The organism is Streptomyces humicola, assembly GCF_024436035.1.
GTDB classification, from domain to species: Bacteria; Actinomycetota; Actinomycetes; order Streptomycetales; family Streptomycetaceae; genus Streptantibioticus_B; species Streptantibioticus_B humicola.
This window is the reverse complement of the sequence record NZ_JANFNG010000010.1, coordinates 154,696-179,758: the sequence shown is the minus strand read 5'-3', so window position 1 is coordinate 179,758 and position 25,063 is coordinate 154,696. Positions and strand designations below refer to the sequence as shown.

The following is a 25,063-nucleotide window of genomic DNA, read 5'->3' as shown; positions in this document are numbered from 1 at the left end:
CGTCGGGACCCGCAACGACCCCTGTCAGCGGCCGTTGAACGCGTCCTTCAGGCGGGAGAACAGCCCCTGCTGCCCAGGTTGGAAGTGCCCCGAGGGACGTTCCTCGCCGCGCAGCACGGCGAGGCGGCGCAGCAGCTCCTCCTGCTCGGGGTCGAGCTTGGTGGGCGTCTGCACCTCCACATGGACGACCAGGTCGCCACGGCCGCCGCCACGCAGGTGCGTGATGCCGCGCTGGTGGAGCGGGATCGACTGACCGGACTGGGTACCGGGGCGGATGTCCACCTCGTCGAGTCCGTCGAGCGTCTCCAGCGGCACCTTGGTGCCGAGCGCAGCCGCCGTCATCGGGATGGTGACCGTGCAGTGCAGGTCGTCGCCGCGCCGCTGGAAGACGGGGTGCGGCAGCTCGCGGATCTCGACGTACAGGTCGCCGGCCGGGCCACCGCCGGGGCCGACCTCGCCCTCGCCCGCCAGCTGGATGCGCGTGCCGTTGTCGACGCCCGCCGGGATCTTCACCGTCAGGCTGCGGCGCGAGCGCACCCGCCCGTCGCCCGCGCACTCCGGACACGGCGTCGGGACGACGGTGCCGAAGCCCTGGCACTGCGGACACGGCCGCGAGGTCATGACCTGGCCGAGGAAGGAGCGTGTGACCTGGGAGACCTCGCCGCGGCCGCGGCACATGTCGCATGTCTGCGCGGAGGTCCCGGGCGCGGCGCCCTCGCCGTTGCACGTGGTGCAGGTGACGGCGGTGTCGACCTGGATCTCCTTGGTGGTGCCGAACGCAGCCTCGTCGAGCTCGATCTCGAGCCGGATCATCGCGTCCTGGCCGCGCCTGGTCCGCGAGCGCGGCCCGCGCTGCGAGGCCTGCCCGAAGAAGGCGTCCATGATGTCGCTGAAGTTGCCGAAGCCCGCGCCGAAGCCGCCCGCGCCGCCGGCACCCGCACCCGAGGAGGACAGGGGGTCGCCGCCGAGGTCGTAGATCTGCTTCTTCTGCGGATCGGAGAGCACCTCGTAAGCGGCGTTGATCTCCTTGAACCGCTCCTGGGTCTTCGGGTCCGGGTTGACGTCCGGGTGCAGCTCGCGAGCGAGTCGGCGGAACGCCTTCTTGATCTCGTCCTGACCGGCGTCGCGGCGTACGCCCAGGACCGCGTAATAGTCCGTGGCCACTTACGACTCCGCCAGGATCTGTCCGACGTACCTCGCCACTGCGCGTACCGCTCCCATCGTTCCGGGGTAGTCCATACGGGTCGGCCCGACCACACCCAGCCTGGCGACCGCCTCGTCTCCCGAACCGTAGCCGACCGCGACGACGGACGTGGAGTTCAGGCCCTCATGGGCGTTCTCGTGACCGATTCGCACCGTTACGCCCGCGTCCTTGGCCTCGCCGAGGAGCTTCAGCAGGACCACCTGCTCCTCCAGCGCCTCCAGGACCGGGCGGATCGTCAAGGGGAAGTCGTGGGCGAACCGGGTCAGGTTCGCTGTGCCGCCGAGCATGATCCGCTCCTCGGTCTCCTCGACGAGCGTCTCCAGCAGCGTGGAGAGCACCGTGGAGACCGTTGCGCGGTCCTCGTGTTCGAACGCGTCGGGCAGATCCTGCACCAGCGACGGCACGTCGGTGAAGCGGCGGCCCACCACCCGGCTGTTCAGCCGCGCCCGCAGATCCGCGAGCGTCGTCTCGCCGACCGGCGCCGGGCAGTCCACCAGCCGCTGCTCGACCCGCCCGGTGTCGGTGATCAGGACGAGCATGACGCGGGCCGGCGCGAGCGCGAGCAGCTCGACGTGGCGCACCGTGGACCGGGTCAGCGACGGGTACTGGACGACGGCGACTTGACGCGTGAGCTGGGCGAGCAGCCGTACCGTGCGGGCCACGACGTCGTCGAGGTCCACCGCACCGTCGAGGAAGTTCTGGATCGCGCGGCGCTCTGCGGGGCTGAGCGGCTTGACGCCCGCCAGCCTGTCGACGAAGAGCCGGTAGCCCTTGTCGGTCGGGATCCGCCCGGCGCTGGTGTGCGGCTGCTGGATGAAGCCCTCGTCCTCCAGCACCGCCATGTCGTTGCGCACGGTGGCGGGCGAGACGCCGAGTCGGTGGCGCTCGGTGAGCGCCTTCGACCCGACAGGCTCTTCGGTGCCGACGTAGTCCTGGACGATGGCGCGCAGCACCTCGAGTCTGCGTTCGCTCAGCATCGCGCGCACCTCCAAGCGTCAGGTCCGTCGGTTCGTTCCCCCTGGCACTCGCTGTGCGTGAGTGCCAGATCCCCCCAATAAGTGTACGGCGCAGTAGCGAGGGCCAGGCAAGGCAGCCGCGGGTGCGATCAGTCACCGCTCTGAGTTCGCCCCGCCCCGCCGGCGGCTGATGTTGCGGTCGCCCACTCGCAGGCTTCGCGGACGGCCTCGTTCCTCGGCCGGCCTCCCCCAGCTCCACGGGGGCACCCCTCCGCCTGCTCGTGTGCGACGCTCACCGTACCGCGAGCGACGCGCGCTGCCTGCGGATAGCGTCGCGGTGTGGACGCAGGATGGGAAGAGCTCGCGGACCCGGAGAAGGGCTCCGGATGGGAACAACTCGCCGCCGGATGCGCGCGGCGGCGGCTGCCCGACCTGGATGTGACAGTCGGCGTCGTGGTCGGCACCGACGGTCTGCTGGTCGTGGACACCGGTCCGACGCTTGGCGACGGAGCACGGCTGCGCCGGGAGATCCGCGAGCTGACCGGCCGCCCAGTCACCCATGTCGCACTGACCCACGGCCACTTCGACCACGTCTTCGGCACGGCCGCCTTCGCCGGCGTCGAGGTCTACGGTGACGCCGCGCTCGGCGCCTATCTCGACCGGCACCGCCACGAGCTGAGGGCGGACGCCGTACGGTACGGCGTCGACCAGCACGCGGCCGCCGAGGCGGCCGATGTGCTGGTGCGCCCGGACCATCCGGTGGACCGTTCGTGCCGGCTTGACCTCGGGGGCCGCGAGGTGGTGCTCGCCTCCGTCGGGCCCGGCCACACCGGCCACGACCTGGCGGTCGCCGTGCCGGGCACGCCCACCGTCGTCTTCTGCGGCGACCTGGTGGAGGAGTCGGGCGAGCCGCAGGCCGGGCCGGATGCGGTGCCCCGCGAGTGGCCGCTGGCGATGGACCGGCTGCTGGAGCTCGGCGGGGAGACGGCCGCGTACGTCCCCGGCCACGGAGCGGTGGTGGACGCCCGGTTCGTCCGTGAGCAACGCGACCGGCTGGCCGAGCGGTTCGGGGCGGTCTAGACGGCTGCGCAGGCGCCGCACGGATACGATCTCGCCCATGCGCAGCAGGAGTTACGGCCCGGATCTCACGCCGCCCTGGAAGAGGAACAAGCCCGTCCCCGAGGTCGCCGCCGAGCGCGATCTGGTGGTCGAGGAGGTCACAACGGGATTCTGCGGGGCGGTCGTACGCTGCGAGAAGACCGCGCAGGGCCACACGGTGACACTGGAGGACCGTTTCGGCAAGCTGCGCGTCTTCCCGCTCCAGCCGCGCGGCTTCCTGCTGGACGGCAAGGTCGTCACCCTGGTGCGCCCGCAAGGCGTGACGGCTCCCCGCGGCCCGCGGCTGACCGCCTCCGGCTCGATCGCGGTGCCGGGCGCGCGGGCGCGGGTCGCACGCGCCGGGCGCATCTACGTCGAGGGGCGGCACGACGCCGAGTTGGTCGAGCGTGTCTGGGGCGACGACCTGCGGATCGAGGGGGTGGTCGTGGAGTACCTGGAGGGGATCGACGATCTCCCGGCGATCGTCGCGGAGTTCGCGCCCGGTCCGGATGCGCGCCTCGGCGTCCTCGTCGACCACCTCGTCCCCGGCTCGAAGGAGTCCCGGATCGCGGCCGAGGTGACGGACGAGAATGTTCTGATCGTCGGCCACCCCTACATCGACGTCTGGCAGGCGGTGAAACCGTCGGCCGTCGCCATCCCGGCCTGGCCGTCCGTGCCGCGCGGCCAGGACTGGAAGACGGGCGTGTGCCGGGCGCTGGGCTGGCCGGAGAACACCGGAGCCGCCTGGCAGCGGATTCTGAGCGCGGTGCGCTCGTACAAGGACCTGGAGCCGGAACTGCTGGGCAGAGTGGAGGAGTTGATCGATTTCGTGACGGCGGTCAGCTGAGGGTCTGGAATTTGGCGGTGTCCTTGGCCACAGGTCGTTCTTCCACAGCGGTCATCTCCGTGGTCCTCCACATCCCGATCCGCCGCGCGTACGCACGGCAGCCCATGTCCAGATGAGGGGGCCATACCCGGTACGCACCTGAGTTCACCCCACCGGATGATCAGTCCACCAGATCGCGCACCACCGCGTCCGCCAGCAGCCGCCCGCGCAGCGTCAGCACCGCCCGCCCCTGCTCGTACGATTCCGGTTCCAGCAAGCCGTCCGCGATGAAGCGCTCGGCTGCTCGGGAGCCGACCGGCGTGAGCAAGTCACGCGGGCAGCCGTCGGCCAGCCGCAGCTCCAGCAGGATGCGTTCGACGCGGCGGTCCTCGGCGCCCAGGAGCTCCCGCCCGGCGCCCGGGGAGCGCCCCTCCGACAGCGCCTGCGCGTAGGCGCCAGGGTGCTTGACGTTCCACCAGCGCACGCCGCCGACGTGGCTGTGCGCTCCCGGTCCCGCGCCCCACCAGTCGGCGCCCGTCCAGTACAGCTCGTTGTGGCGGCAGCGCGCCTCGCGCGACGTGGCCCAGTTGGAGACCTCGTACCAGCCGAAGCCGGCGGCGGCGAGGCGCTCCTCGGCGATCAGATAGCGGTCGGCGTGCACGTCGTCGTCGGTCATCGGCACCTCGCCACGCCTGATGCGGCGCGCCAGCTGCGTGCCCTCCTCGACGATCAGCGCGTAGGCCGAGATGTGGTCGGGGCCGGCGCCGAGCGCGGCGTCGAGGGAGGCGCGCCAGTCGTCGTCGCTCTCCCCCGGCGTGCCGTAGATCAGGTCGAGGTTGACGTGGTCGAACCCGGCGGCGTGCGCTTCCCCTACGCACGCTTCGGGGCGCCCGGGCGTGTGTGTGCGGTCGAGGACGTTCAGCACGTGCTGCCGGGCGCTCTGCATGCCGAACGAGACGCGGTTGAAGCCGCTCGCGCGCAGCTGCTCCAGGTACGCCGGGTCGACCGATTCCGGATTGGCCTCAGTGGTGATCTCGGCGCCTGCGGCGAGCCCGAACTCGTCCCGGATCGCACCCAGCATGCGGCCGAGGTCGGCGGCGGCGAGCAGGGTCGGCGTGCCGCCGCCGACGAAGACCGTCCCGACCTGCCGGGGGTCGTCGCCCAGCACCTTGCGGGCGAGCCGGATCTCCTCGATGAGGGTGTCGGCGTAGTTGTCGCGCGACGCGAGCGCGCCGCCGGAGCCGCGCAGCTCGCTCGCCGTGTAGGTGTTGAAGTCGCAGTATCCGCAACGCGTTGCGCAATACGGAACGTGCAGGTAGAAGCCGAGCGGCCGGTCGGCGGCGCCCGCCAGTGCATGGGCGGGCAGCGCGCCGTCCACGGGCATGGGCTCACCGTCGGGCAGTGCGGAAGGCATACCGCCATTGTCCGGCATCGGCCCGCATCGGCCGCCACGGCTTCCCCCTGGCGGTTACGCCTCCCTGGTGCCCGCATACATGTCGTCGATCAGGTCCTTGAACTCCCGCTCGACCACCGGGCGCTTGAGCTTGAGGCTCGGGGTGAGGTCACCGTGCTCGATGTCGAGGTCGCGCGGCAGAACGCGGTACTTCTTGATCGTCTGCCACTTCTGCAGGCCCTCGTTGACACGAGCGACATAGCCGCCCATCAAGTCGTTGACCTGCGGCGATGCGACGACCTCGGCATAGCTGACGCCTGCGAGGCCGTTCTCCTTCGCCCAACCCATGATCGTCGGCTCGTCGAGGGCGAACAACGCGGTGCAGAAGTTGCGGTTGGCTCCGATGACCATGACGTTGCTGATGAACGGGCAGACCGCCTTGAACTGGCCCTCGACCTCGGCCGGCGCGATGTACTTACCGCCGGAGGTCTTGATCAGGTCCTTCTTGCGGTCGGTGATCTTCAGGAAGCCGTCGTCGGAGAGCTCGCCGATGTCCCCGGTGTGGAACCAGCCGTCCGGCTCCAGGACCTCCGCGGTCTTGTCGGGCAGCCCGTGATAGCCCTGCATGATGCCCGGCCCACGCAGCAGGATCTCGCCGTCCTCGGCGATGCGGACCTCGGTGCCCGGCAGCGGCTTGCCGACCGTGCCCGTGCGGTACGCCTCGCCCGGGTTGACGAAGCTGGCCGCGCTGGACTCCGTCAGGCCGTAGCCCTCAAGGATGTGGATGCCGGCGCCGGAGAAGAAGTAGCCGATCTCGGGTGCGAGCGCGGCCGAACCGGAGACGCAGGCACGCAGCCGGCCGCCGAAGGCCTCGCGCAGCTTGACGTAGACGAGCTTGTCGGCCACGGCGTGCTTGGCGGCGAGGCCGAACGGCACCGAGGGGTTGCCGCTGGCGCGCCGGTTCTCCTGGCTGACCCTGCCGTACTCGCGGGCGACCTCGGCGGCCCACTGGAAGATCTTGTACTTGGCGGGGCCGCCCTCGCGGGCCTTGGCGGCCACACCGTTGTAGACCTTCTCGAAGATCCGGGGCACGGCCGCCATGTAGGTGGGCTTGACCACCGGCAGGTTCTCGATGATCTTGTCGACGCGGCCATCGACGGCGACGACGTGCCCGACCTCGATCTGGCCGGCGGTGAGCACCTTGCCGAAGACGTGCGCGAGCGGCAGCCACAGGTACTGCACGTCCTCGGCGCCGATCAGGCCCGTCGAGGCGATCGCCTTGGCCATGTACGCCCAGGCGTCGTGCGGGAGCCGCACGCCCTTGGGGCGGCCGGTGGTGCCCGAGGTGTAGATGAGGGTGGCCAGTTGCGGGGGAGCGATCCCGGCGACGGTCTCGTTGATGCACTCGGGGTGCTTCTCCAGGTAGGCCTGGCCGCGCTTCTCCAGCTCCTCCAGCGAGAGCACCCAGCCGTCGCCGTCCAGGTCCTGCGCGTCGGAGGCCTTGATGACGACGACGTGGGCGAGGTGAGGGAGGTGGGCACGGCGCTCGCGCGCCTTGGCGAGCTGGCTCGCGTCCTCGGCGATCAGAACCTTGCTGTCGGAGTCCCCCAGGATGAAGGCCGACTCGTCGGCGTTGGTGCTGGGGTAGATGGTGGTGGTCGCCGCGCCGGCACACAGCACTGCGAGGTCGGAGATGATCCACTCGACGCGGGTGTTCGAGGCGATCGCCACCCGCTCCTCGGGACGGACGCCGAGGTCCATCAGGCCCGCGGCGATGGCGAAGACGTGCTGCGCGGCCTGCGCCCAGGTGAACGAACGCCACTCCTCCGGGCCGCCGGAGGCGGGCGCGACGGGGTAGCGGTAGGCCTCGATGTCGGGAGTCTTCTCGACGCGTTCGAGGAAGAGCGTGGCCACGGAGGCCGGCCGGTTTTCGATCAAGGTCTGTGTGTCGGTCACGACAATTCCTCCGAGGCCCGCATCATTGCTTGTGACTCACGAGTAACCTTCAAGCACAGGTCAGAGTAGACGCACGACCCGCCGCGCGTAAGGGTCTCGAAGCGTTCGTTCAAAAAGTGACATCACATGGCGGACCCCGGCGCGCTCGCGCCGGGGTCCGCCCGTCACACTTGTCTGCCCATGCCCCGTCTGCCGGTTTGCGGCGGGCTCCGCCGCCGAAGCCGGGCGCGCCGGTGTCAGCTGTTCGGCACGCCGACCGGCATGCCGCCCAGCATCATCGGGGCGCTCTGCTGGGGGCCGTTCTGCGGGGTGGTGTAGGTGGCGTACTTCTGTGCGGCGGCGGAGGGATTGGTCGCCGAGCACAGCGTCCTGACCGCCCCGGTCACTCCCGAGGCGAGATCGCTGCCCCGGATGGACTCCGGCGACCTGCCCTTGATCACGACGCCGTCCGCGAGGTCGCTGACGCCGTCGGCGGTGTTGCAGGCCGCGCCCGTGACGTTGGTGGCGCCCCCGAGGCTGTCGCTGTCGGCGAACGCCGCCGGAGCGGCCGATCCCAGCGCCACCGCCGAGCCCACCGCGGAACCGACCGCGACGAAGACCGCACGCTTGGCCACCGAAGAGTTACCCACTGTGATGTCCCTTTCTACCCTGCGAGATGCCGACGCATCGGTAACGCCGTCACCGGGCGATAGGAAACCGGGGCCTCACTCCGATGGAGCACAGAGACGGAGCAGAGTCGGTGGACATGCGTGACGGACGGGCAGGCTACTTCTTGGTCTTGCCGTCGCCCTCGTCGGTCGACAGCGCGGCGATGAAGGCATCCTGCGGCACCTCCACGCTTCCGACCATCTTCATCCGCTTCTTGCCTTCCTTCTGCTTCTCCAGCAGCTTGCGCTTGCGGGAGATGTCACCGCCGTAGCACTTGGCGAGGACGTCCTTGCGGATCGCGCGGACCGTCTCGCGGGCGATGACGCGGCTTCCGACGGCGGCCTGGATCGGCACCTCGAACTGCTGCCGCGGAATGAGCTCGCGCAGCTTGCCGGCCATCCGCACCCCGTACGCGTACGCCTTGTCCTTGTGCAGGATCGCGGAGAAGGCGTCGACCTTGTCACCGTTGAGCAGGATGTCGACCTTGACGAGGTCGGCGCGCTGCTCGCCGGTCGGCTCGTAGTCGAGCGAGGCGTAGCCGCGGGTCTTGGACTTCAGCTGGTCGAAGAAGTCGAAGACGATCTCGGCGAGCGGGAGGGTGTAGCGGAGCTCGACGCGGTCCTCGGAGAGGTAGTCCATGCCGAGCAGCGTCCCGCGGCGGCTCTGGCACAACTCCATGATGGCGCCGACGAATTCGCTGGGCGCGAGGACCGTCGAGCGGACGACGGGTTCGAAGACCTCGGCGATCTTGCCGGTCGGGAACTCGCTGGGGTTGGTGACCGAAAGCTCCGTACCGTCCTCCATGATCACCCGGTAGATCACATTAGGTGCCGTGGCGATCAGGTCGAGGCCGAACTCGCGCTCCAGCCGCTCCCGGATGACGTCCAGGTGGAGCAGGCCGAGGAAGCCGACACGGAAGCCGAAGCCGAGCGCCGCGGAGGTCTCCGGTTCGTATACGAGGGCGGCGTCGTTGAGCTGAAGCTTGTCGAGGGCGTCGCGCAGCTCCGGGTAGTCGGAGCCGTCCAGCGGGTACAGGCCGGAGAACACCATCGGCTTGGGTTCCTTGTAGCCGCCGAGCGGTTCCTCCGCGCCGCGGGTGAACTGCGTGATGGTGTCACCGACCTTCGACTGACGCACGTCCTTGACACCCGTGATCAGGTAGCCGACCTCGCCGACGCCGAGGCCGTCGGCCGGGGCCATCTCGGGCGAGGAGACACCGATCTCCAGCAGCTCGTGTGCGGCGCCGGTGGACATCATCCGGATGCGCTCGCGCTTGCTGAGCTTGCCGTCGACGACCTTCACATAGGTGACGACACCGCGGTAGGAGTCGTAGACCGAGTCGAAGATCATCGCCCGGGCGGGCGCGTCGGCCTTGCCGACGGGCGCCGGGACCTCGGCGACGACCTTGTCCAGCAGTTCGGTGACGCCCTCACCGGTCTTCGCGCTGACCTTGAGCACCTCGGAGGGGTCGCAGCCGATGATGTGGGCGAGCTCGGCGGCGTACTTCTCGGGCTGCGCGGCCGGCAGGTCGATCTTGTTGAGGACCGGGATGATGTGGAGGTCGTTCTCCAGCGCCAGGTAGAGGTTGGCGAGGGTCTGGGCCTCGATGCCCTGGGCGGCGTCGACCAGGAGGATGGTGCCCTCGCAGGCGGCAAGGGAACGGGAGACCTCGTAGGTGAAGTCGACGTGCCCCGGGGTGTCGATCATGTTGAGCACGTGCGTGGTGCCCTGGCCCTCGCCCGTGGTGGGCGCCCAGGGCAGCCGGACCGCCTGCGACTTGATCGTGATGCCGCGCTCACGCTCGATGTCCATGCGGTCGAGGTACTGCGCGCGCATCTGGCGTTGCTCGACCACGCCGGTGAGCTGGAGCATCCGGTCGGCGAGCGTCGACTTACCGTGGTCGATGTGCGCGATGATGCAGAAGTTGCGGATCAGAGCCGGGTCGGTACGGCTCGGCTCCGGCACGTTGGTAGGGGTCGCGGGCACGCAGGGTCCTGTTTCTCGGCTACTCGGCTTGGACGGATCGATACGTTGCCCTCCATAGTCCCACGTGAGGCGGGCGGCACCGGGTCCGGTGGGCGCGGATCCCGGTTTGGGCGGCCTTACCTGCGGCTGGTAACCTGGTTTGCTGTGCCTCGTGGCCCTCTCACCCGGGGCACACAACGACATCCGACAAACATCCGACGAAGCTGCAAAGGCTCTTTACGTGGCGAACATCAAGTCCCAGATCAAGCGGAACAAGACCAACGAGAAGGCGCGCCTGCGCAACAAGGCCGTCAAGTCCGAGCTGAAGACCGCCATCCGCCGTACGCGCGAGGCCGTCGAGGCCGGCGACGTCGAGAAGGCCACCGTGGCCGCGCGCGCCGCCTCCCGCAAGCTCGACAAGGCCGTGAGCAAGGGCGTCATCCACAAGAACCAGGCCGCCAACAAGAAGTCGGCCCTGGCTGCGAAGGTCGCGTCCGTCAAGGGCTGAGGCGCGTGCCTCACGCCGGTGAGGACCAGGCGGCCCCTCTCACACCGCCCCGAACCGGTACCACTTCCGACCCGGCGCCGCACGCGGCCTGCGTTCGCCACGCGGGTGCGGCGCACAGCTTCAGCCGATGGCCCGGCCACCGTTCTCCCCCGACGGTGTCCGGGCCATCGGCATGTCCGGGCACCTCCGCCGGCGGGAGCGGCCCGCCGACGGGAACGTGTTGCTAACGAGAGCGGGCAGCGCGGGCGATGGTGACCACGGCCTTCTCCAGCGCGTACGCGGGATCGTCCCCCGCGCCCTTGACTGCCGCGTCCGCCTCCGCGACCGCCCGCAACGCCACGGCGACCCCGTCACCCGTCCAGCCGCGCATCTGCTGGCGCACCCGGTCGATCTTCCACGGCGGCATGCCGAGCTCGCGCGCCAGGTCGCCGGAGCGCGCGCCGCGCGGTGCGGTGGCGAGCCTGCCGATGGCGCGCACGCCGGAGGCGAGGGCGAACGTGATGCCGGGGAGCGGCTGGCCGACGGCGAGCGCCCACCGCAGCCGTTCCAGCGCCTCGGCGGCGCGGCCGGTGACGGCGAGGTCGGCGACCTCGAAGCCCGTCGCCTCGGCGCGGCCGGTGTAGTACCGCGCGACGACCGCCTCGTCGATCGTGCCGTCCACATCGGCGGCGAGCTGAGCGCAGGCGGAGGCGAGCTCCCGCAGATCGCTGCCGATCGCGTCGACGAGCGCCTGGCACGCCTCCTGGGTCGCGGAGCGGCCCGCGCTGCGGAACTCGGCCCGTACGAAGGCCAGCCGGTCGGCCGGCTTGGTCATCTTCGGGCACGCCACCTCGCGGGCCCCGGACTTGCGGGCGGCGTCGAGCAGGGCCTTGCCCTTGGCCCCGCCGGCGTGCAGCAGCACCAGGGTGATCTCCTCGACGGGCGCGGCGAGGTAGGCCCTGACGTCCTTGACCGTGTCGGCGGACAGGTCCTGGGCGTCGCGTACCACGACGACCTTCCGCTCGCTGAAGAGCGAAGGGCTCACCAGCTCGGCGAGGGTGCCGGGTGCCAGCGCGTCGGGGGTCAGCTCGCGCACGTCGGTGTCGGCGTCGGCGGCGCGCGCGGCGGCCACCACGTCGGCCACGGCGCGGTCGAGCAGCAGGCCCTCCTGGCCCACGGCGATCGTGACGGGGGCGAGCGGGTCGTCGGAAGTCTTCTTGGCCATCGCGCCCAAGCATCCCACGCGCCACTGACACTTCGGGCGTCGTGGAGAATGTGCTGGTGAGCGATGGACGACATGTGCTTGTGCTGCCCGAACGCGATGCGGCGGAGGAGGCGGCCGAAGACGCGATGGAGCGCTTCTCCCTCAGCGCGGAGCCACGCATCGTCCGCGACGAGCTCGCGGGCGAGGACGACGCGGAGGACGCCCAGTGGCTCGTCGTGATCGAGGATCCGTCCGACGGACTCTCCCCGCAAAAGCTCGACGAGTTCGCGGCCGAGTACGACGGCTGGCTCGAGGAGGAGTAGCCCAGCGGTCGTAGGGCGGGCGGGCATGAGGCGGGCGGGCATGAGACTCATCCCTTCTGCGTGACGGCCCTCAGGTCGTCCGGACCGCTTCCGGTGACGGCGATGGAACCGTCGTCGTCCGTACGCAGCACGGTGGCACCGGCCGCCCGGAGCGCGTCGATCGTGCGGGGCGACGGGTGGCCGTACGGGTTGTCCTTGCCCACCGAGACGATGGCCAGGCGGGGGTGGAGGAGGCGCAGCAGCTCCGGGTCCTGGTAGGACGACCCATGGTGCGCCACCTTGAGGACGTCGACGCGCGGCAGATCGGGCACTTCGGTCAACAGCTCCCGCTGGGCGGGGGGTTCGAGGTCGCCGAGCAGCATGAAGCTGAGGCCGGCGGTGTGCACCAGCATCGCCACGCTGGCGTCATTGGGGCCCTGGTCGGGCAGGGCGGACGGAACGGGAGGCGGCCAGAGCACCTGCCAGTCGAGGCCGCCCAGCGTGCGGTGCTCTCCCGCCGAGGCGCGCAGCAGGGGGATGTGGGCTGCGGCGGCACGCCGGAGCACCGTGGCGGCTTCGGCCGGCGGCGCGTCGAGCGTGGTGGTCTCGATCGCGCCCACCGTACGCCCCGCGAGAACCGCCGGAAGCCCCGAGACGTGGTCGGCGTGCAGGCGTTCTCCACAATTCGCATGTCTCATGAGACATGCAGTGCAAGCTCAGCCCTCGATGTTGCACGACGGCAAGGTTGCACGAGGCATGCATCTCGGCAGCCTCGGTGAGACATCAAGGCACTCCCAGCGAGTGACGTACATCACGTGTCGAGTGAACTCTCGGCTACCTCGCGCAGACGGGTCAGGACACCGGCTACTTGCTGACCATGGCCGGTGAGCCGGTAGATGATGGTGACCGGCCGGGTTGCCGCCACATCGCGGGATACCAGCCCGTTGCTCTCCAGGTCGGCAAGGCGCCCGGAGAGCACACGGTTCGAGATCCCGGGGACGCGTTCCTGGATCTCGCTGAATCGCCCAGAATCACCGAAAGCGCGGAGAGCGAGCAGGATGTGCATCGCCCACCGGACTGAGAGGGCTTGGAGAAGGTCGTTCTCGGCCCGAGTCAGAGGGGTGCTGCGGTTGCTGGCGGTCATGACCCTCCTTCCTCGACAGTGGAACGAGCTTAGAAGGGGGGTTCCTCCTCACTCTGCTCGGCATCGAACAGCGCGTCGCTCTGCGGCGCGTCCATGTCCGGTGTCGGTTCCTTCGTCGGAGCGTGCTCCTTGAGCATGATGTATTTGGGGAAATTGCCCGGCTTCTTCTCATCCTCACGGGCTTCCGTGATCCACTGTCCTGGGTACAACTCATCCAGTGCCTGCTTGACCAGGCTCCTGCCCCAGTCGAAGTCGGATCCGGACCGCTTGGCGTATTCGGGTGCCTTCTCGGCCAGCATGTGGGCGATGTGTCCCCACTTGATGCCGCGGGCGCTGTTGATCAGTTTGTGGAACTCGGGCTTGCTGTCTCGCAGGTGGACGATCGCGATCGCGCTGTCGTCCACCGCGAAGTCGTCTCCGCCGGTGTTCCCGGTACTGCCTTGAGGGTGGTTTGCGGCGAGGCTGGCAGAAGCAGCCCGCGCTTCCGTGCGTCGCTTCTCGACGGAGGCACGGGACTGGGAGGCAAAGCTCTTGGGCGCCGGGGTGTTGTAGCCGGGATCTGCCATCGCGTAGGAGTCCTCGAAACTGAGGACACGGACGGAGACGGGGTAGGGGCGCGAGTGGCGGTCGGTGCCGGGGGCACTCGACCAGTAGATGCCGTTGCCGACGAGCGGCTCGTTGAGCAGGGTCGCGAGCAGGTCTTCGGAGAAGTGTGCGTTGGCCTTCTTCAGGGAGATGAGGTCGCCCTGCGAGAGAAGGTGGAAGACGAAGAAGTTGTCGCCCTGGCTGAGGAGTTCCTGGGGGAGGCTGCCGGGCTGCTGGGTGATCAGCAGGGCACCGAGGTCGTACTTGCGGCCTTCCTTGACCCAGGAGACGAACGGGCCGTCTTCGCTCTGGGAGGAGCCGCCGAGGACGGACTGGGCTTCTTCGATGACGGCGATGGTGGGGATCGACTTCGGTTCGGCCTCGGTGAACTGGTTCTGGTTGTGCTCGAAGATGTCGCCGAGGATGACGCCGGCGAGCTGGAGTCCCTGTGAGCCGCGCATCTGAGAGATGTCGACGACGCACAGTTTGCCCTGGGCCAGACAGTCTTTCAGTGCGCTCAACAGCTGGCTGTCGGGGTCGTGCAGGGCGTTGACGACGCGGGTCATGTTGCCGATCGCCGCGTTGGTCTCCGCCTCCTGGCCGGAATCGAGGTTGAGGATCTCCTGGACCTGGGCACGGTCTGCGCCGTACTTCTCACGGTGGATGAGGTCGACGAGCCGGCTCCACTTGGGGCCGTCGAGGGACTTGAGCTTGACGACGTTCTGCTGGTCCTGCTTCTCCGGCGGCAGGGCGATGCCCAGCACGCGGGACGCCTGCAGTTCCTTGATGTTCATCTTGACGCCGTTGACGACGAAGGACTGGTAGAAGTCGCTGGGGCCCTTGCGGTTGGTGAAGACGACCAGTTTGTCGCGCAGGTGCGGCACGTCGCACAGGGCGGGGCGGCCTTTGAAGTCGGGCCAGAAGTATTCGCCGTCGGGGTCGAAGATGATCGTGCCGACCGGGGCTTCGCCGTTGCGCCGCGGAACCGTCGGCTGGTCTTCGTACAGGGCGGAGAAGAGCAGCTTGACGAGGTTGGACTTGCCGAAGCCGGCGCGGGCGAAGACGAAGCTGCGGCGTGCCACGAGCTTGCCGATCTGGAAGGTCGGCATGATCGCGGGCTGCTGGATCTGCATCCACGAGGTGTCGCCTACGCGCTTGTCGTTGCCGGCATAGACGAACTCACCGAAGGCGAGGTAGCCGATGGGGACCGCGCCGTCGTCGGTGTCGTTGGCGTTGACAACCTCGGCGAGCAAGTCGTCGCCCAGCAATGCGACCTGAGCCCCGACGTGCGGAAGACGGCGGTGGCTGGGGACGAAGATGTGCTTGTCGCCTTCCTGGCGGAGCACGCCGAGTATGCGGATGTCGACCTTGTACTTCAGGTAGCGCTCGCGCAGTTCGTCGGGGATGGGGCGCTGGTCGCGCACCGCGCGGGTGGCGTAGTCCTCTCCGATGGGAGAGACGAGGCGCCCCTGGGAGGAAATGGTGGTGATCCGTCCGAGGATGGCCTCCCGCTCGTGTTCGAGCTGCACAAGGACGAACTGGCCGTGCATGGCCATGCTCTGGAAGTCGTCGTGGTGCGGCAGGACGAGGTCAGCGTGGAACTCCATGCCGCTTTCTGCGAAGCCGCGGAAGGTTCCGACAATTTTGTCGCGCTCGAACAGGCTCATGGTGGTTCGTGACTCCGCGGGATTCGGGACGGGCAGGGTGCGTTACTCGTAGCGGCGGGCAGCGACATCAGAGGCCAGCCGCAGGGCATCGATGACCGGGGCCTTGTCCTCGCCGACCTGGTCGCGGACGGCGTCGACGAGATGGTCTTCGATGATGTCCAGGTCCAGGTCGGCGACGCGGGAGAAGCTGTCGGCCTGCTGGATGCAGTTGGGGTAGAGCGGGATAGGGAAGCCCGCGACGGCGTCGGCCTGCAGGTAACCGAAGATGGCCTGGGCCTCCTTGTCCTGGCGGGACATCAGGTCCACGCTCCAGATGGGGTCGCCGGAGTAGGGGCCGAAGCGGACGAAGTACATCGAGCCGAAGTTGAACTTCGGGTCCTCGCCGGAGGTGGTGTCATCGACGCCGCGGATGTACTCCTCCCACTTGTAGACGTGGTCGAGCATGGCGTAGGGCACCTTGGCGAAGCAGGCGGCGCCGTTATCGAAGACACCGGACAGGGAGATCGCCAGCCGGTAGTACTCCAGCACCTGGGTGCGCTTCGCGAGTCCCACCAGCCACACCTTGCGTCGGTCACGGCGCCAGGTCCGCTCGATGGCCTCGTAGATCTGCTCCCCCATCTTCACGAACAGATCACCGGAGAAGATCTTGCTGCGAAGCAAGCCGTCACGGACGATGAGGGTGTCGACCGCGTAGTCGCGGTGGCAGATCAGGTCGTAGAGCGTGGCCCACTCACACAGGTCGCGGAAGACGAGCACCCAGCTGGGCGAGTCGCCGGACAACATCGGCGACAGATCCTTGAGCCTCTCCACCCCCAGGCCCTTCATCAACTTGCCCAGGGCGGTACGCGGATTGCCGTCTTCGTCGAACTGGCGCCGCCCCAGGTCCTCGATGTCGGAGATCGGGGAGACGACCTCCAGGCACAGCTCCTTGCCACTGGAGTCCACGACGCGGACGACCTGGAGATAGAAGGGGTTGAAGGCGACCTTGTTGTTGCCGCCGTCGGAGGCCATCAGCGCGACCGACGTGGCCGCACGCGGCTTGATGACCTTCACTCCGGTGCCGATAACGCGGGCCTGCTCGATCAGCTTGTCCAGCTCCGCGCGGCCGGCTTCGACCTGGTCGCCGATCAGTTGCTTGAGCTGCTTGATCTGGTCCGCGTCGAACATGCTTCTCCCCAACACCACGCTCTGACTGTCACAGGCGAGTGGTTCACTCGTATGGCCCCCACAGCATGGCACGAGGCACTGACGATCCGTTACGGAGTTGTGGGAAGTAACCGGGTTACCCGCTCAGCGGGGCAGTCCGATCAGTTCGGCGATGAGGTCAATCTCGTCGATGGCAGAGCCCGCCTTGCCGAACTGCTCGGCCTGCCGCGTGCGCTTGGGTGGAATGCCGGCCTGCCGGACTTCCTTGACGACCCACCCGGCCTTCGCCTCCTTGACGGAGGCCAGCAGCATCTTCTCCGGGGCGGTGCGGGCCGAGGGAAGGGCGCCGAAGCGGATCGCGAGCCGGGCGCCCTGGTTGCAACGGCGGGCTGCGGCGGCCCATACCTCGGCAAGGGCCTGGATGAACGCCTCCTGGTTCGGCTGGCGGGCGATCTGCCCGTGCGTGCCATAGGGGACCTCCGCCGGCCCGCCGAGGAACCATGAGCGCAGCCACTGGTCGGCCACGTAGGTGCGCATCCCGTAGTACGGCGGGGAGGTGACCACCAGGTCGAAGCGCTGCCGCAGGGCGTCGAGGGTCTCAACGGAGTCGCCCAGGTAGACCTTCCCGCCGTGGGCTAGCGGGGACGCATCCAGCAGACGGTTGGCCCGCCGCTCGATGACCTCCAGGGCCGGGATGCGCACCGGCTTCATGTCGCGCTTGGCCCAGAACTTCACCGCGTACGCGGGCTTGGAAGCGTAGGTACGCGGCATCTGGTTGGAGAGGTACGACGGAAGGTTCTTGTTGCGCGGGCCGTGCAGGATGCCCAGCAGGACCGCCCGCAGCATCGCCGCTGTCGGCGTGGTCATCTCCAGCAGGGCCTCGCGCAGTGTCACCAGCTCGCGTAGCGTCTCGCGCTCGAAGCACCACTGCCAGAACTCGCCCTCGGGGGCCTCACCGCGCGGGCCGCCGTCAAGGATCTGCCGGGCGAGACGGACCACAGCACCCGGCGTGGCCTGGATGAGCTTGGCCTGCGCGATAGCAGCGGCAACCGGGTTGATGTCGATGCCCACCGACGGCAGCCCGGCCAGGCGGGCCGCGTACAGAGTGGTTCCCCGGCCGCAGAACGGGTCCAGCACCCGGGTGGCCTCGGGATGGGCGGCGAGCTGCTGGAGCGGGAAGTCCAGCGGGAACATCGTGTAGTACGGGCAGACGGCGTTGAGCCGCAGTGCATCTTCAGGCCAGCTAGGGGAAGGAGCCGCCGCGATCACCGTCATGGTGTAACTATACAGGTATACTTACACCCATGTCGCGTAGGAGCCTCGATCCCGCCGCCCAGCACCGCGGGCAACGGCTTGCCTCCCGCCTGACGCAGGCCCGTCGCGCTTCCGGACGCTCGGCCGAGGCCGTCGCCCGCAGCGCGGGGATCTCCGTCGAGACCGTGCGGAGTATCGAGAAGGGCCGCACGACGACACCGGAGTTCTTTACCGTCGCCGCCCTGGCCACCGAGCTGGGTCTGTCGCTCGACGAGCTGTACTCCCACGCGCGCCACTCCGCCCCTGGTGACCTTCTTGTGGCTCGTGACCCTAACGCCGACGCCGCCAGCTGATCTACCCCTGCTAACTGCGGCATCCGCTTCTTCCGGGGCGTGTTGTCAGTGCCGGTGCGTTCGCGAGGCCGTGTGCGATGGCCAGGCACGGGCCGGACATGGCTTGGCCCCGGCGACATGACGACGGAGGTCAGCGGTCCACCGGGGCTTTCGCCGTTCAGTGTAGGCCCGGCGGGCAGGCGGCGAGCGCGGTGCGTCGCCGTGATTCGGGTAGTGAGTCCCTTCGGTCCCTGCGGCGATGGCGGGGTCGCCGTGGTCAGGGTGTGTCGTCGATGAGGAAGCCGCGCTGCAGCATCTCCTCGACGGTCGTCCCGCGCCGTTCTGCGATCTCGTGGAGGCCGTCGCGTTCGCGTTGCCACTGCGTCGCCTTGCTCGCTGCTGTCTGGCGAATGTACTGGATGACGGATAGGCCGAGCTCGTCGGCGTGGTCAGCGATGGCGCACTGCTCCTCCGGGGAAAAGGTCGCTGGGATGGCTCCAGGCCGGCGGATCGGGTGACACCGTTCGCAGACGGTTTTGATCCACCCGCCGTCTCGGTCTCCGCGTGATCGGGGCTGGCCTTGGGCTCCGCAGAATTCGCAGATCGTCTGGGACATGGCCTCTGCCGCGCGGATCAGCGGACTGGACGCATCGGCCCAGTCGCCGTCGAACTCGCCGTCGGCGTCGAAGCGGTCGGCAACGCGGACGCGCAGGCCGCCGAACTTCTCCTTGACGTCTTCGACGCGGTAGTCGCTGGCCAGGGCCTTCAGCTGCTTGTGCAGCCGCATCAACAGGGGCTGCCATCCGGGGCCGACCGAGTGGAGACAGTCCGGGATCTGCAGGGGATGCAACGCGAGGCTGTCAGTCATGGGCCCATGTTCGCGCGGGACTCTGACATGGGAGGCCGCCCCTGCGCGCTCGGGGCAGCGCAGGGGCGGCCGGCTCGAACGTCAGCGAAGTGCCTGGGCAACGCGGTGCCGGAGGCGGTCGTCGCCGAGGGTGTCGACATCCCGCCATGCGGCGTCGGTGACCTCTTCGGTCTGCAGCTGGCGGACGTCGGCAGTGGTGCGGAAGAGGAACCGGAAGTCGACGTGCTGGTGGTCCGGTTCGCCCTTGGCGTCGTTGGCGGGGATGGGGTGAACGTCGATGTGGACGGGACGATCACTGATAGGGGTGACGGTCTCGGTGGGGATGCCGGTCTCCTCGGTCAGCTCGCGCCGGGCGGCGTCCAGCAGGGTCTCGTCCTGGGGTTCGAGGTGCCCGCCGGGCAGGAGCCACTTGTCCAGGGCGAGGTGGTGGATGTGCAGGATGCGTCCGTCCGGACCGGCGAGGATCGCGCCGGCGGTCGCGTGGCCGCGGAACTCCTTGCGGCTGGTGAGGTCGGCTCCGGCGTCCAGCAGCTCGACGACCGGGGCGAGGCTGTCCTTCTCCTCCGGGTGCTCGTCGAGGTAGTCGCCGAGGGTTGTGCGGATGTGGTCTGCCGTGATGGCCAAGTCGATCACCTGTTGAAGTAGTTGAGCCAGGTTGCCGCGATGGCGGCTCGGTCGGCCGCGGGGACCTTGTGCATGCCGGGGGCGAGGTCGCCGCGGGTGAGCATCCTGATCGAGGCGAGTATTTCGGCTTGGATCAGGAAGATGAATGGCCCGACGCTGGCGCCGTGCAGGAAGTTGACGGCGTTTCCGCCGTTGGCCAGGTAGAAGTAGTGGCCGGTGGTCTGGTAGCGGGTGACGTGCTCGCCGACCATCGTGCGGGTGTAGACCTCCGGGAGTCCGTTCAGTTCCAGTTCGTCCTCGCTGGAGGTGACGGTGGCGACGTAGGCGCCGTTGCGCAGGTGGGGGAAGTCCTCGCCCCGCAGGGCGATCGCGCCGGTCGCGCAGAGCACCAGCCCGGCCCCGGTGAGCGCGCTCTCGCGGTCACGCGCGACGGTGAAGCCTTGGGAGAGGGCCTGGGTGCGGCGGACGGGGTCGATGTCGAAGACGGTGACCTGGACGCCCTTGGCGTGCAGCAGCCGGGCGATGGAGGAGCCGAGCTTGCCGAAGCCGATCACCAGGGCGGGGCGGCCGTGGAGGATGTCACCGCGGCCGCGCATGACGGCCTCGGTGGAGAAGACCACGGACTGGCCGACGAGGAAGTCCTCGGGGTCCTTCAGCGGCGAGCGGGCGACCGAGGTCACCGGGCAGGGCAGCTTGTCGAGGTCGGCATAGCGGCGGTGGCCGTTCTCGGTGTCCTCGACCACGCCAAGGAGGCGGCCGGAGAAGCGTCCGTGCAGATCGGCCAGGACGGGTGCGAAGTAGCCACCGACGTCCAGCAGCACGATCGGCTCGGCGGCAGCCCGGGACTCGATGTAGTCCAGCGAGGTATCAGGGTCGCTGAACAACTCGCGGGAGAGCTCGTCGACCGGGATGGTCTTCTCAACCTCTCGCCGGGCAGCGGTGTTGATCGATTTCGGTTTGGGCAACACCGCTCGCAGCCGGGTGAGAGTGCCGACCGCGCGGACGAAAGCAGGCCGCTCCGGCAGCAGGTGCGTGACCAGGAAGGATGTCACCTGCTCATCGGGGGTGAACTGGGCGGTGATCTTGGCGAAGTAGGCGTCCAGCCGGGCGCGTTCGAAGGATTCCATGGCAGTTCCCTCTCATCCGTCAGCGCGGACCGTGCAGGGGAAGGCTGGGTTTCAGGCGGTGCGGACCAGGCCGAACAGCAGCCGGTCGGCGGCAAGTACGGAGTCCAGGTAGGCGTCGACGCGTGTGGCGTCGGCGGAGCGTGTCAGCGGGTTCAGGCCGACGAGGAGGACGGCCTGGCGGCGACTGGTGACCAGGTCGGTCCAGCGGGGGTGGCTCGGCAGTCGCATCCCGTAGCGAGCGCCGGGGAACCGCAGCAGCACCCAGCAGCCCGCGACCTGCAGACGCTCGCCGAGGTCAGGGACGGCGTCTAGCGGGTCGGCCAGGCCGCCGAGGCAGCCGGCGATGTGCCGCATGCGGGCCTCGATGGCCTGCGGGGTGTCGTGACCGGTGCGACCGGGCGGATGGGCAAGCAAGATGTGCGCGATGCCCTGCCCGGCCGGGTCGGTGCCCGCCCAGGTCCAGGCGCCCAGGGCGGCCAGCAGTCCCAGTCCCGGACCGGTGGCGGAGGCAGTGGCCTGTGCGGGGCGGTGGGTCAGCATGAAGCCCCCCGGTCTGCGGAGGCGGCCTTGAACCGCGACCAGACGACCTTCCCCGACGGCTCGCGGCCCTCGACGCCCCAGCCGTCCGAGAGCTCCTCGACGATCATCAGCCCCCGGCCGCAGGTGTCGGTGTCGGCCGGGTGCCGCAGCTGGGGCCGGTGGTCGCGGCTGTCGTGTACTTCCAGGCGGACGAAGTCGTCGTCGACTACCAGACGGACCAGGAAGCCGTAGCCGGGGACGGTGCCGTGGACGAGAGCGTTGGAGGCCAGCTCCGAGACACACAGCCGGACATCGTCGGCGGCTCGGGTCAGTCCCCAGGCGGCCAGGGCGTTAGTGGTGAAGTCGCGGGCGAGGGCGACCGATTCGGGGGTGGCGTCGAAGAATCGCTGCGTCGAATCGCGCATGGCGAGCCTCACGTCTCGGCGTCCAGGGCAGGGGCGGGCGCCTGGCTGCGGCGGCGGGACCGTCCGCTGGGCGGGCTGGAAGTCCCATGGGCGGCCGGTCGGGGCTTGCGTCCGCCGCGGACGAGCAGCAACCGGGCCCCGGCCGCCTCGATCCGCCTTCGCCGCTCGGCCGCTATCGGCTTCGGGCCCAGGTGGGAGGTGGCGGGCAGCACGACGCCGTAGGCGTCGGGCAGCGCGAGCACGTCCAGCAGCCCGGTGAACGCCGGCGACATCGGCCCGGCCCCCGCGTGGCGTTCGGTGAAGATGCCGGACAGCACCAGTTCGTGCTTGCGGCAGTACTCGGCCAGCGAGGCGGCCAGGGCGATCTCCCGGGCTGGCGAGACCTTCACCAGCCGCAGATAGCCATAAACGACGGGGCCGTTGACCGGGCGGTGCTCCGTGAGGGGTTCCATGCTGTTCAACCGTCCAGGACTCGGGGTAGTGATGCTTCGAGCCTGGCGGTGTACCTACCGACAGAGAATCACCGGCTGTTGCACTTGCGTTGCACTTCCATCCCCCCGCCCGCAGGCGCCGTGCTTCCATGACGGATGGAAGGGAGCGACGCGTGGCGACCGTGCACCACTGGACCGGCCTGGAGGCCCGGGCACTGCGACTCGCCCTGCGGTTGAGCGTCCGCACGTTCGCCCTTGACGAGCTCGGCGTCGCCGTCGGCACCGTCTCCAAGTGGGAAAAACTCCTCGCCGCCACCGAGCCCCGCCCCGACACCCAGGCCATCTTGGACACCGCGCTCGCCCGCGCGGACGCCGCGGTGCATCTGCGGTTCGAGACCCTGCTGTCGGAGGCCGGGCGACCCGCTGTCCGGCCGGGGCAGCGCGTCACCGCAACCGGGCCGCGGGCATGGGAGTACGAGTCGTGGACCGACGACCTCGACCGCGCGGTGGTCGCCCTCTCCCGCCAGAACTTCGCCTTCGCCGACAACCTGCTGAACCGGTGGCTGACCCGCTTCAAGCCACCGGAGCTGGACGAGCAGGGCCTGTATCTATTCGCCCGATCCACTGCCCTCCTCGGTGACCTGCAGCGTGACCAGGGCTCCGTGATCGGGCCGATCTCGGCCCAGCACTCGTATGTCGGCGCCCGCTCGGTCTTCACCCAGCTCGACATCCCCCGCCGCGTCGCCCAGCTCGACCTGTCGCTGGCGGTGGTCGCCGAGATGTCCGGCAAGCTGGAGACTGCGGCCCGCCACTACGAAACCCTCGCCGTGGACGACCGGCTCTCCCGCCGCGACCGCGCGAGGGCCCGGCTGTGGGTGGGCACCGCGCTGAGCAAGGACGGCAACCACGACTATGCAGCCCGCGTCATGCTGGCGGCGACTCGCGAATTCGAAGACCTGTCCGAGCCCGACGACTGGTCGGTCGCCCACCAGAAGCTCGCCCTCGCCCACCGGGGCGTCGGCGACCTGACCAAAGCCCTGCACTTCATCGACATCGCCCGCAGCACCGCGACGACCGACTCACCGATGCAGCGCGTGCGTCTGGACACCGCCCACGGTCACATCCTGCTGTCCGACCCGGCCACCCGGGATGATGGACTGCAGGTACTCGACCAGGCCGCGAAGAGGGCCGCCCAGTACGGGCTCAGCCACCAACTCCGCAGCATCGAGGGCATCCGGAACACGAGCGAGGGGGCGACCGGCCCCCGGCGACGGTGACCAGGGAGAAGCGAGTGACGGACAACCAGCGGGCCATCACCGATGACGAGCAGCAGCGGGCGATGCTGATCTGGGACTACCACCAGATGCACCACGATGTGCGGCCGTGCGATGTGGCGATCGGCCTGGGCAGCCACGACCTGGGGGTGGCCGGCTTCGCCGCCGAGCTGTATCGCGCCGGGCTCTTCCCGACCCTGGTCTTCACCGGCGGCAACAGCCCCACCACCGCTGCCCGCTTCCCCCGCGGGGAGGCCGTGCACTTCCGCGAGCACGCGCTGGAGCTGGGAGTGCCGGACTCCGCGATCCTCTTGGAGCCCAAGGCCGCAAACACTGGGCAGAACATCACCTTCTCCCGTCAGGTGCTGACCGCCGCCGGGATCGCTCCGTCCTCGGTGCTGCTGGTCTCCAAGCCATATATGGAGCGACGTTCCTTCGCCACCGCCCGCAAACTGTGGCCCGAGGTCGAGGTCGTCTGCGCCTCGGAGCCGCTGGAGTTCGACGACTACCTCAAGAGCATCGGCGACGAGAAGCTCGTCATCGACATGCTCGTCGGCGACCTGCAGCGAGTGATCGAGTATCCGAAGCTCGGGTTCGCCGTCGAGCAAGACGTTCCGGGGGATGTTCATGCCGCGTACGAATCTCTCATCCACGACGGCTTCACCAGCCGCCTCATCAACTCCTGACCTCCCGCCTGCGGGCGGGCTGTGCGCGATCCACCAGCCCAACCTCTTTCCACGGCTGACGACGCTGGCCAAGCTGTTCGCGGCGGACTACTGGATCGTCCTGGACGACGTCCAATTCGCCCGCCGCGACTACCAGCACCGCACCCGCCTGGCGTCCCTGGACGACCCGCAGCGGCGCCAGTGGCTCACCATCCCCACCCACCTGCCCGATGGCCGCCAGACGGCCATCCGCGAGGCTCAGATCGCCGACCTGGCCCGGTCGCGGCGGCGCTTGGGCCAGATGCTGCCGCACTATTACCAGGCCAGCCGGCACTGGCCAGTTTTCGGCCGCGAACTCGCCTCCGTGCTTGACCTGTTCACCATGACGGACAAGACCGCGGAGGTCGCCGAGGCATCCACCCGAGTGCTGCTCGGCCTCCTCGGGTGGAGCGGCAAGATCCTCCGCAGCAGCCGCCTGCCTGCCCGGCCCGGCCGGACCAGGCGGCTTGCCGACCTCGCCGAGGCCACTGGCGCCCGTGGCTATCTATGTGGGACCGGCGGCCTAAAATACCTGGAGACCGATGTGTTCACCACCCGCGGCATCGAGGTGATCCCGTTCCGGCCGCCCACCTCCGGGGCGTGGCAGGCCGGGCGCCAGATCAGCGCGGTCCACTTCCTGATGCGCATCGGACCCAAGCCCCTGGCCGACCAGATGCGAGCCGCAGCCCTTCTGGGCGACCTGCGGTCCGTCGCCTGAGCGACACCACCTCCCCCCTCCTCGGAGAGGGGGAAGTACCGGCGAACGTGCCCAGCCGTGTACGAATCCCGAACGTACCCATCCTGCAGGGGACCCCGCGGCCGACGGGGCGAGTTCCGAGGGGCGTTCTGTTGCCCCAGCAGGGACACAAACGGCTCAAGTGTCGGGAATATTGGCATTTTGGTCGGCCCGGCCGACCAAAATGC

Annotated in this window: 25 protein-coding genes and 1 pseudogene; 8 read left to right on the top strand and 18 right to left on the bottom strand. The window is 69.2% G+C overall.

The window, feature by feature from the left end; genetic code table 11:
- Positions 1 to 24: 24 nt before the first annotated feature.
- A complete protein-coding gene (gene dnaJ / locus NGB36_RS15625) occupies positions 25 to 1,164 on the bottom strand; it encodes a molecular chaperone DnaJ (protein ID WP_255920875.1) in 1,140 nt (379 codons plus the stop codon).
- Positions 1,165 to 2,181 carry a heat-inducible transcriptional repressor HrcA gene (hrcA, locus tag NGB36_RS15620; protein WP_255920874.1) on the bottom strand — a complete coding sequence of 339 codons (1,017 nt, stop codon included), beginning with the start codon at positions 2,179 to 2,181 and terminating at the stop codon, positions 1,165 to 1,167.
- 318 nt (positions 2,182 to 2,499) lie between these two features.
- On the opposite strand from hrcA, the gene NGB36_RS15615 reads away from it, so the two are divergent.
- Complete coding sequence (locus NGB36_RS15615) at positions 2,500 to 3,240, top strand: MBL fold metallo-hydrolase (protein WP_255920873.1); 741 nt, start codon at positions 2,500 to 2,502, stop codon at positions 3,238 to 3,240.
- 37 nt (positions 3,241 to 3,277) lie between these two features.
- A complete protein-coding gene (locus NGB36_RS15610; protein ID WP_255920872.1) occupies positions 3,278 to 4,105 on the top strand; it encodes a DUF3097 domain-containing protein in 828 nt (275 codons plus the stop codon).
- 160 nt (positions 4,106 to 4,265) lie between these two features.
- On the opposite strand, the gene hemW is transcribed toward NGB36_RS15610, so the two are convergent.
- The 4 genes from hemW to lepA all read right to left on the bottom strand — a co-directional run bounded on the left by hemW (position 4,266) and on the right by lepA (position 10,067).
- Positions 4,266 to 5,498: a radical SAM family heme chaperone HemW gene (gene hemW, locus NGB36_RS15605; protein WP_255920871.1), complete on the bottom strand. Its 1,233-nt coding sequence runs from the start codon at positions 5,496 to 5,498 to the stop codon at positions 4,266 to 4,268.
- A 54-nt stretch (positions 5,499 to 5,552) separates the two neighbouring features.
- Positions 5,553 to 7,433 (bottom strand): AMP-dependent synthetase/ligase, encoded by a 1,881-nt coding sequence (locus NGB36_RS15600; RefSeq protein WP_255920870.1) that lies wholly within the window; start codon positions 7,431 to 7,433, stop codon positions 5,553 to 5,555.
- A 236-nt stretch (positions 7,434 to 7,669) separates the two neighbouring features.
- A complete protein-coding gene (locus NGB36_RS15595; protein ID WP_255920869.1) occupies positions 7,670 to 8,047 on the bottom strand; it encodes a hypothetical protein in 378 nt (125 codons plus the stop codon).
- Between the two features lie 151 nt (positions 8,048 to 8,198).
- Positions 8,199 to 10,067, bottom strand: a complete 1,869-nt coding sequence (gene lepA / locus NGB36_RS15590; RefSeq protein ID WP_255920868.1) for a translation elongation factor 4 — start codon at positions 10,065 to 10,067, stop codon at positions 8,199 to 8,201.
- A gap of 220 nt (positions 10,068 to 10,287) precedes the next feature.
- Here lepA and rpsT point away from each other — a divergent pair, with 220 nt between their 5' ends.
- Positions 10,288 to 10,554, top strand: coding sequence for a 30S ribosomal protein S20 (rpsT, locus tag NGB36_RS15585; RefSeq protein WP_255920867.1), 267 nt, complete (start codon positions 10,288 to 10,290; stop codon positions 10,552 to 10,554).
- 223 nt (positions 10,555 to 10,777) lie between these two features.
- Here rpsT and holA read toward each other — a convergent pair whose 3' ends face one another.
- Entirely contained in the window at positions 10,778 to 11,758 is a 981-nt protein-coding gene (gene holA, locus NGB36_RS15580) for a DNA polymerase III subunit delta (protein WP_255920866.1), read from the bottom strand.
- Positions 11,759 to 11,814: 56 nt separating this feature from the next.
- Between holA and NGB36_RS15575 the strand changes: the two genes are divergently transcribed.
- Entirely contained in the window at positions 11,815 to 12,060 is a 246-nt protein-coding gene (locus NGB36_RS15575) for a hypothetical protein (RefSeq protein ID WP_255920865.1), read from the top strand.
- A gap of 47 nt (positions 12,061 to 12,107) precedes the next feature.
- On the opposite strand, the pseudogene NGB36_RS15570 reads toward NGB36_RS15575, so the two are convergent.
- From NGB36_RS15570 to NGB36_RS15550, 5 genes and pseudogenes are all read right to left on the bottom strand, one after another.
- Positions 12,108 to 12,707: pseudogene (locus NGB36_RS15570) on the bottom strand (ComEC/Rec2 family competence protein); the annotation flags it as partial.
- Between the two features lie 143 nt (positions 12,708 to 12,850).
- Positions 12,851 to 13,183 (bottom strand): winged helix-turn-helix transcriptional regulator, encoded by a 333-nt coding sequence (locus NGB36_RS15565; protein WP_255920864.1) that lies wholly within the window; start codon positions 13,181 to 13,183, stop codon positions 12,851 to 12,853.
- A gap of 29 nt (positions 13,184 to 13,212) precedes the next feature.
- Positions 13,213 to 15,435: an ATP-binding protein gene (locus NGB36_RS15560; protein ID WP_255920863.1), complete on the bottom strand. Its 2,223-nt coding sequence runs from the start codon at positions 15,433 to 15,435 to the stop codon at positions 13,213 to 13,215.
- 42 nt (positions 15,436 to 15,477) lie between these two features.
- The gene (locus NGB36_RS15555; RefSeq protein ID WP_255920862.1) at positions 15,478 to 16,602 is read right to left on the bottom strand and encodes a hypothetical protein; all 1,125 of its coding nucleotides are present in this window, start codon (positions 16,600 to 16,602) and stop codon (positions 15,478 to 15,480) included.
- Between the two features lie 123 nt (positions 16,603 to 16,725).
- On the bottom strand, positions 16,726 to 17,856 hold the full coding sequence (locus tag NGB36_RS15550; protein WP_255920861.1) for a DNA methyltransferase: 1,131 nt from the start codon (positions 17,854 to 17,856) through the stop codon (positions 16,726 to 16,728).
- Between the two features lie 29 nt (positions 17,857 to 17,885).
- Here NGB36_RS15550 and NGB36_RS15545 point away from each other — a divergent pair, with 29 nt between their 5' ends.
- Entirely contained in the window at positions 17,886 to 18,188 is a 303-nt protein-coding gene (locus tag NGB36_RS15545; RefSeq protein ID WP_255920860.1) for a helix-turn-helix domain-containing protein, read from the top strand.
- A 256-nt stretch (positions 18,189 to 18,444) separates the two neighbouring features.
- On the opposite strand, the gene NGB36_RS15540 is transcribed toward NGB36_RS15545, so the two are convergent.
- The 6 genes from NGB36_RS15540 to NGB36_RS15515 form a co-directional block, all read right to left on the bottom strand.
- Entirely contained in the window at positions 18,445 to 19,035 is a 591-nt protein-coding gene (locus NGB36_RS15540; protein ID WP_255920859.1) for a hypothetical protein, read from the bottom strand.
- A gap of 81 nt (positions 19,036 to 19,116) precedes the next feature.
- On the bottom strand, positions 19,117 to 19,659 hold the full coding sequence (locus NGB36_RS15535) for an NUDIX hydrolase (protein WP_255920858.1): 543 nt from the start codon (positions 19,657 to 19,659) through the stop codon (positions 19,117 to 19,119).
- A gap of 5 nt (positions 19,660 to 19,664) precedes the next feature.
- Positions 19,665 to 20,786, bottom strand: coding sequence for an adenosylhomocysteinase (locus NGB36_RS15530; RefSeq protein ID WP_255920857.1), 1,122 nt, complete (start codon positions 20,784 to 20,786; stop codon positions 19,665 to 19,667).
- 51 nt (positions 20,787 to 20,837) lie between these two features.
- Positions 20,838 to 21,326: a hypothetical protein gene (locus tag NGB36_RS15525; RefSeq protein WP_255920856.1), complete on the bottom strand. Its 489-nt coding sequence runs from the start codon at positions 21,324 to 21,326 to the stop codon at positions 20,838 to 20,840.
- Positions 21,320 to 21,730: an ATP-binding protein gene (locus NGB36_RS15520; protein ID WP_255920855.1), complete on the bottom strand. Its 411-nt coding sequence runs from the start codon at positions 21,728 to 21,730 to the stop codon at positions 21,320 to 21,322. Before NGB36_RS15520 ends, NGB36_RS15525 begins: the two co-directional genes overlap by 7 nt.
- Positions 21,731 to 21,738: 8 nt before the next feature.
- On the bottom strand, positions 21,739 to 22,182 hold the full coding sequence (locus NGB36_RS15515) for a hypothetical protein (RefSeq protein WP_255920854.1): 444 nt from the start codon (positions 22,180 to 22,182) through the stop codon (positions 21,739 to 21,741).
- A gap of 152 nt (positions 22,183 to 22,334) precedes the next feature.
- Between NGB36_RS15515 and NGB36_RS15510 the strand changes: the two genes are divergently transcribed.
- Genes NGB36_RS15510 through NGB36_RS15500 form a run of 3 tightly spaced genes read left to right on the top strand, consistent with a single transcriptional unit; the run spans position 22,335 to position 24,857 of the window.
- Complete coding sequence (locus tag NGB36_RS15510) at positions 22,335 to 23,438, top strand: hypothetical protein (protein WP_255920853.1); 1,104 nt, start codon at positions 22,335 to 22,337, stop codon at positions 23,436 to 23,438.
- A 14-nt stretch (positions 23,439 to 23,452) separates the two neighbouring features.
- A complete protein-coding gene (locus NGB36_RS15505) occupies positions 23,453 to 24,121 on the top strand; it encodes a YdcF family protein (RefSeq protein ID WP_255920852.1) in 669 nt (222 codons plus the stop codon).
- Positions 24,063 to 24,857, top strand: a complete 795-nt coding sequence (locus NGB36_RS15500; protein WP_255920851.1) for a WbqC family protein — start codon at positions 24,063 to 24,065, stop codon at positions 24,855 to 24,857. The genes NGB36_RS15505 and NGB36_RS15500 overlap by 59 nt, the downstream gene beginning before the upstream one ends.
- Positions 24,858 to 25,063 lie beyond the last annotated feature (206 nt).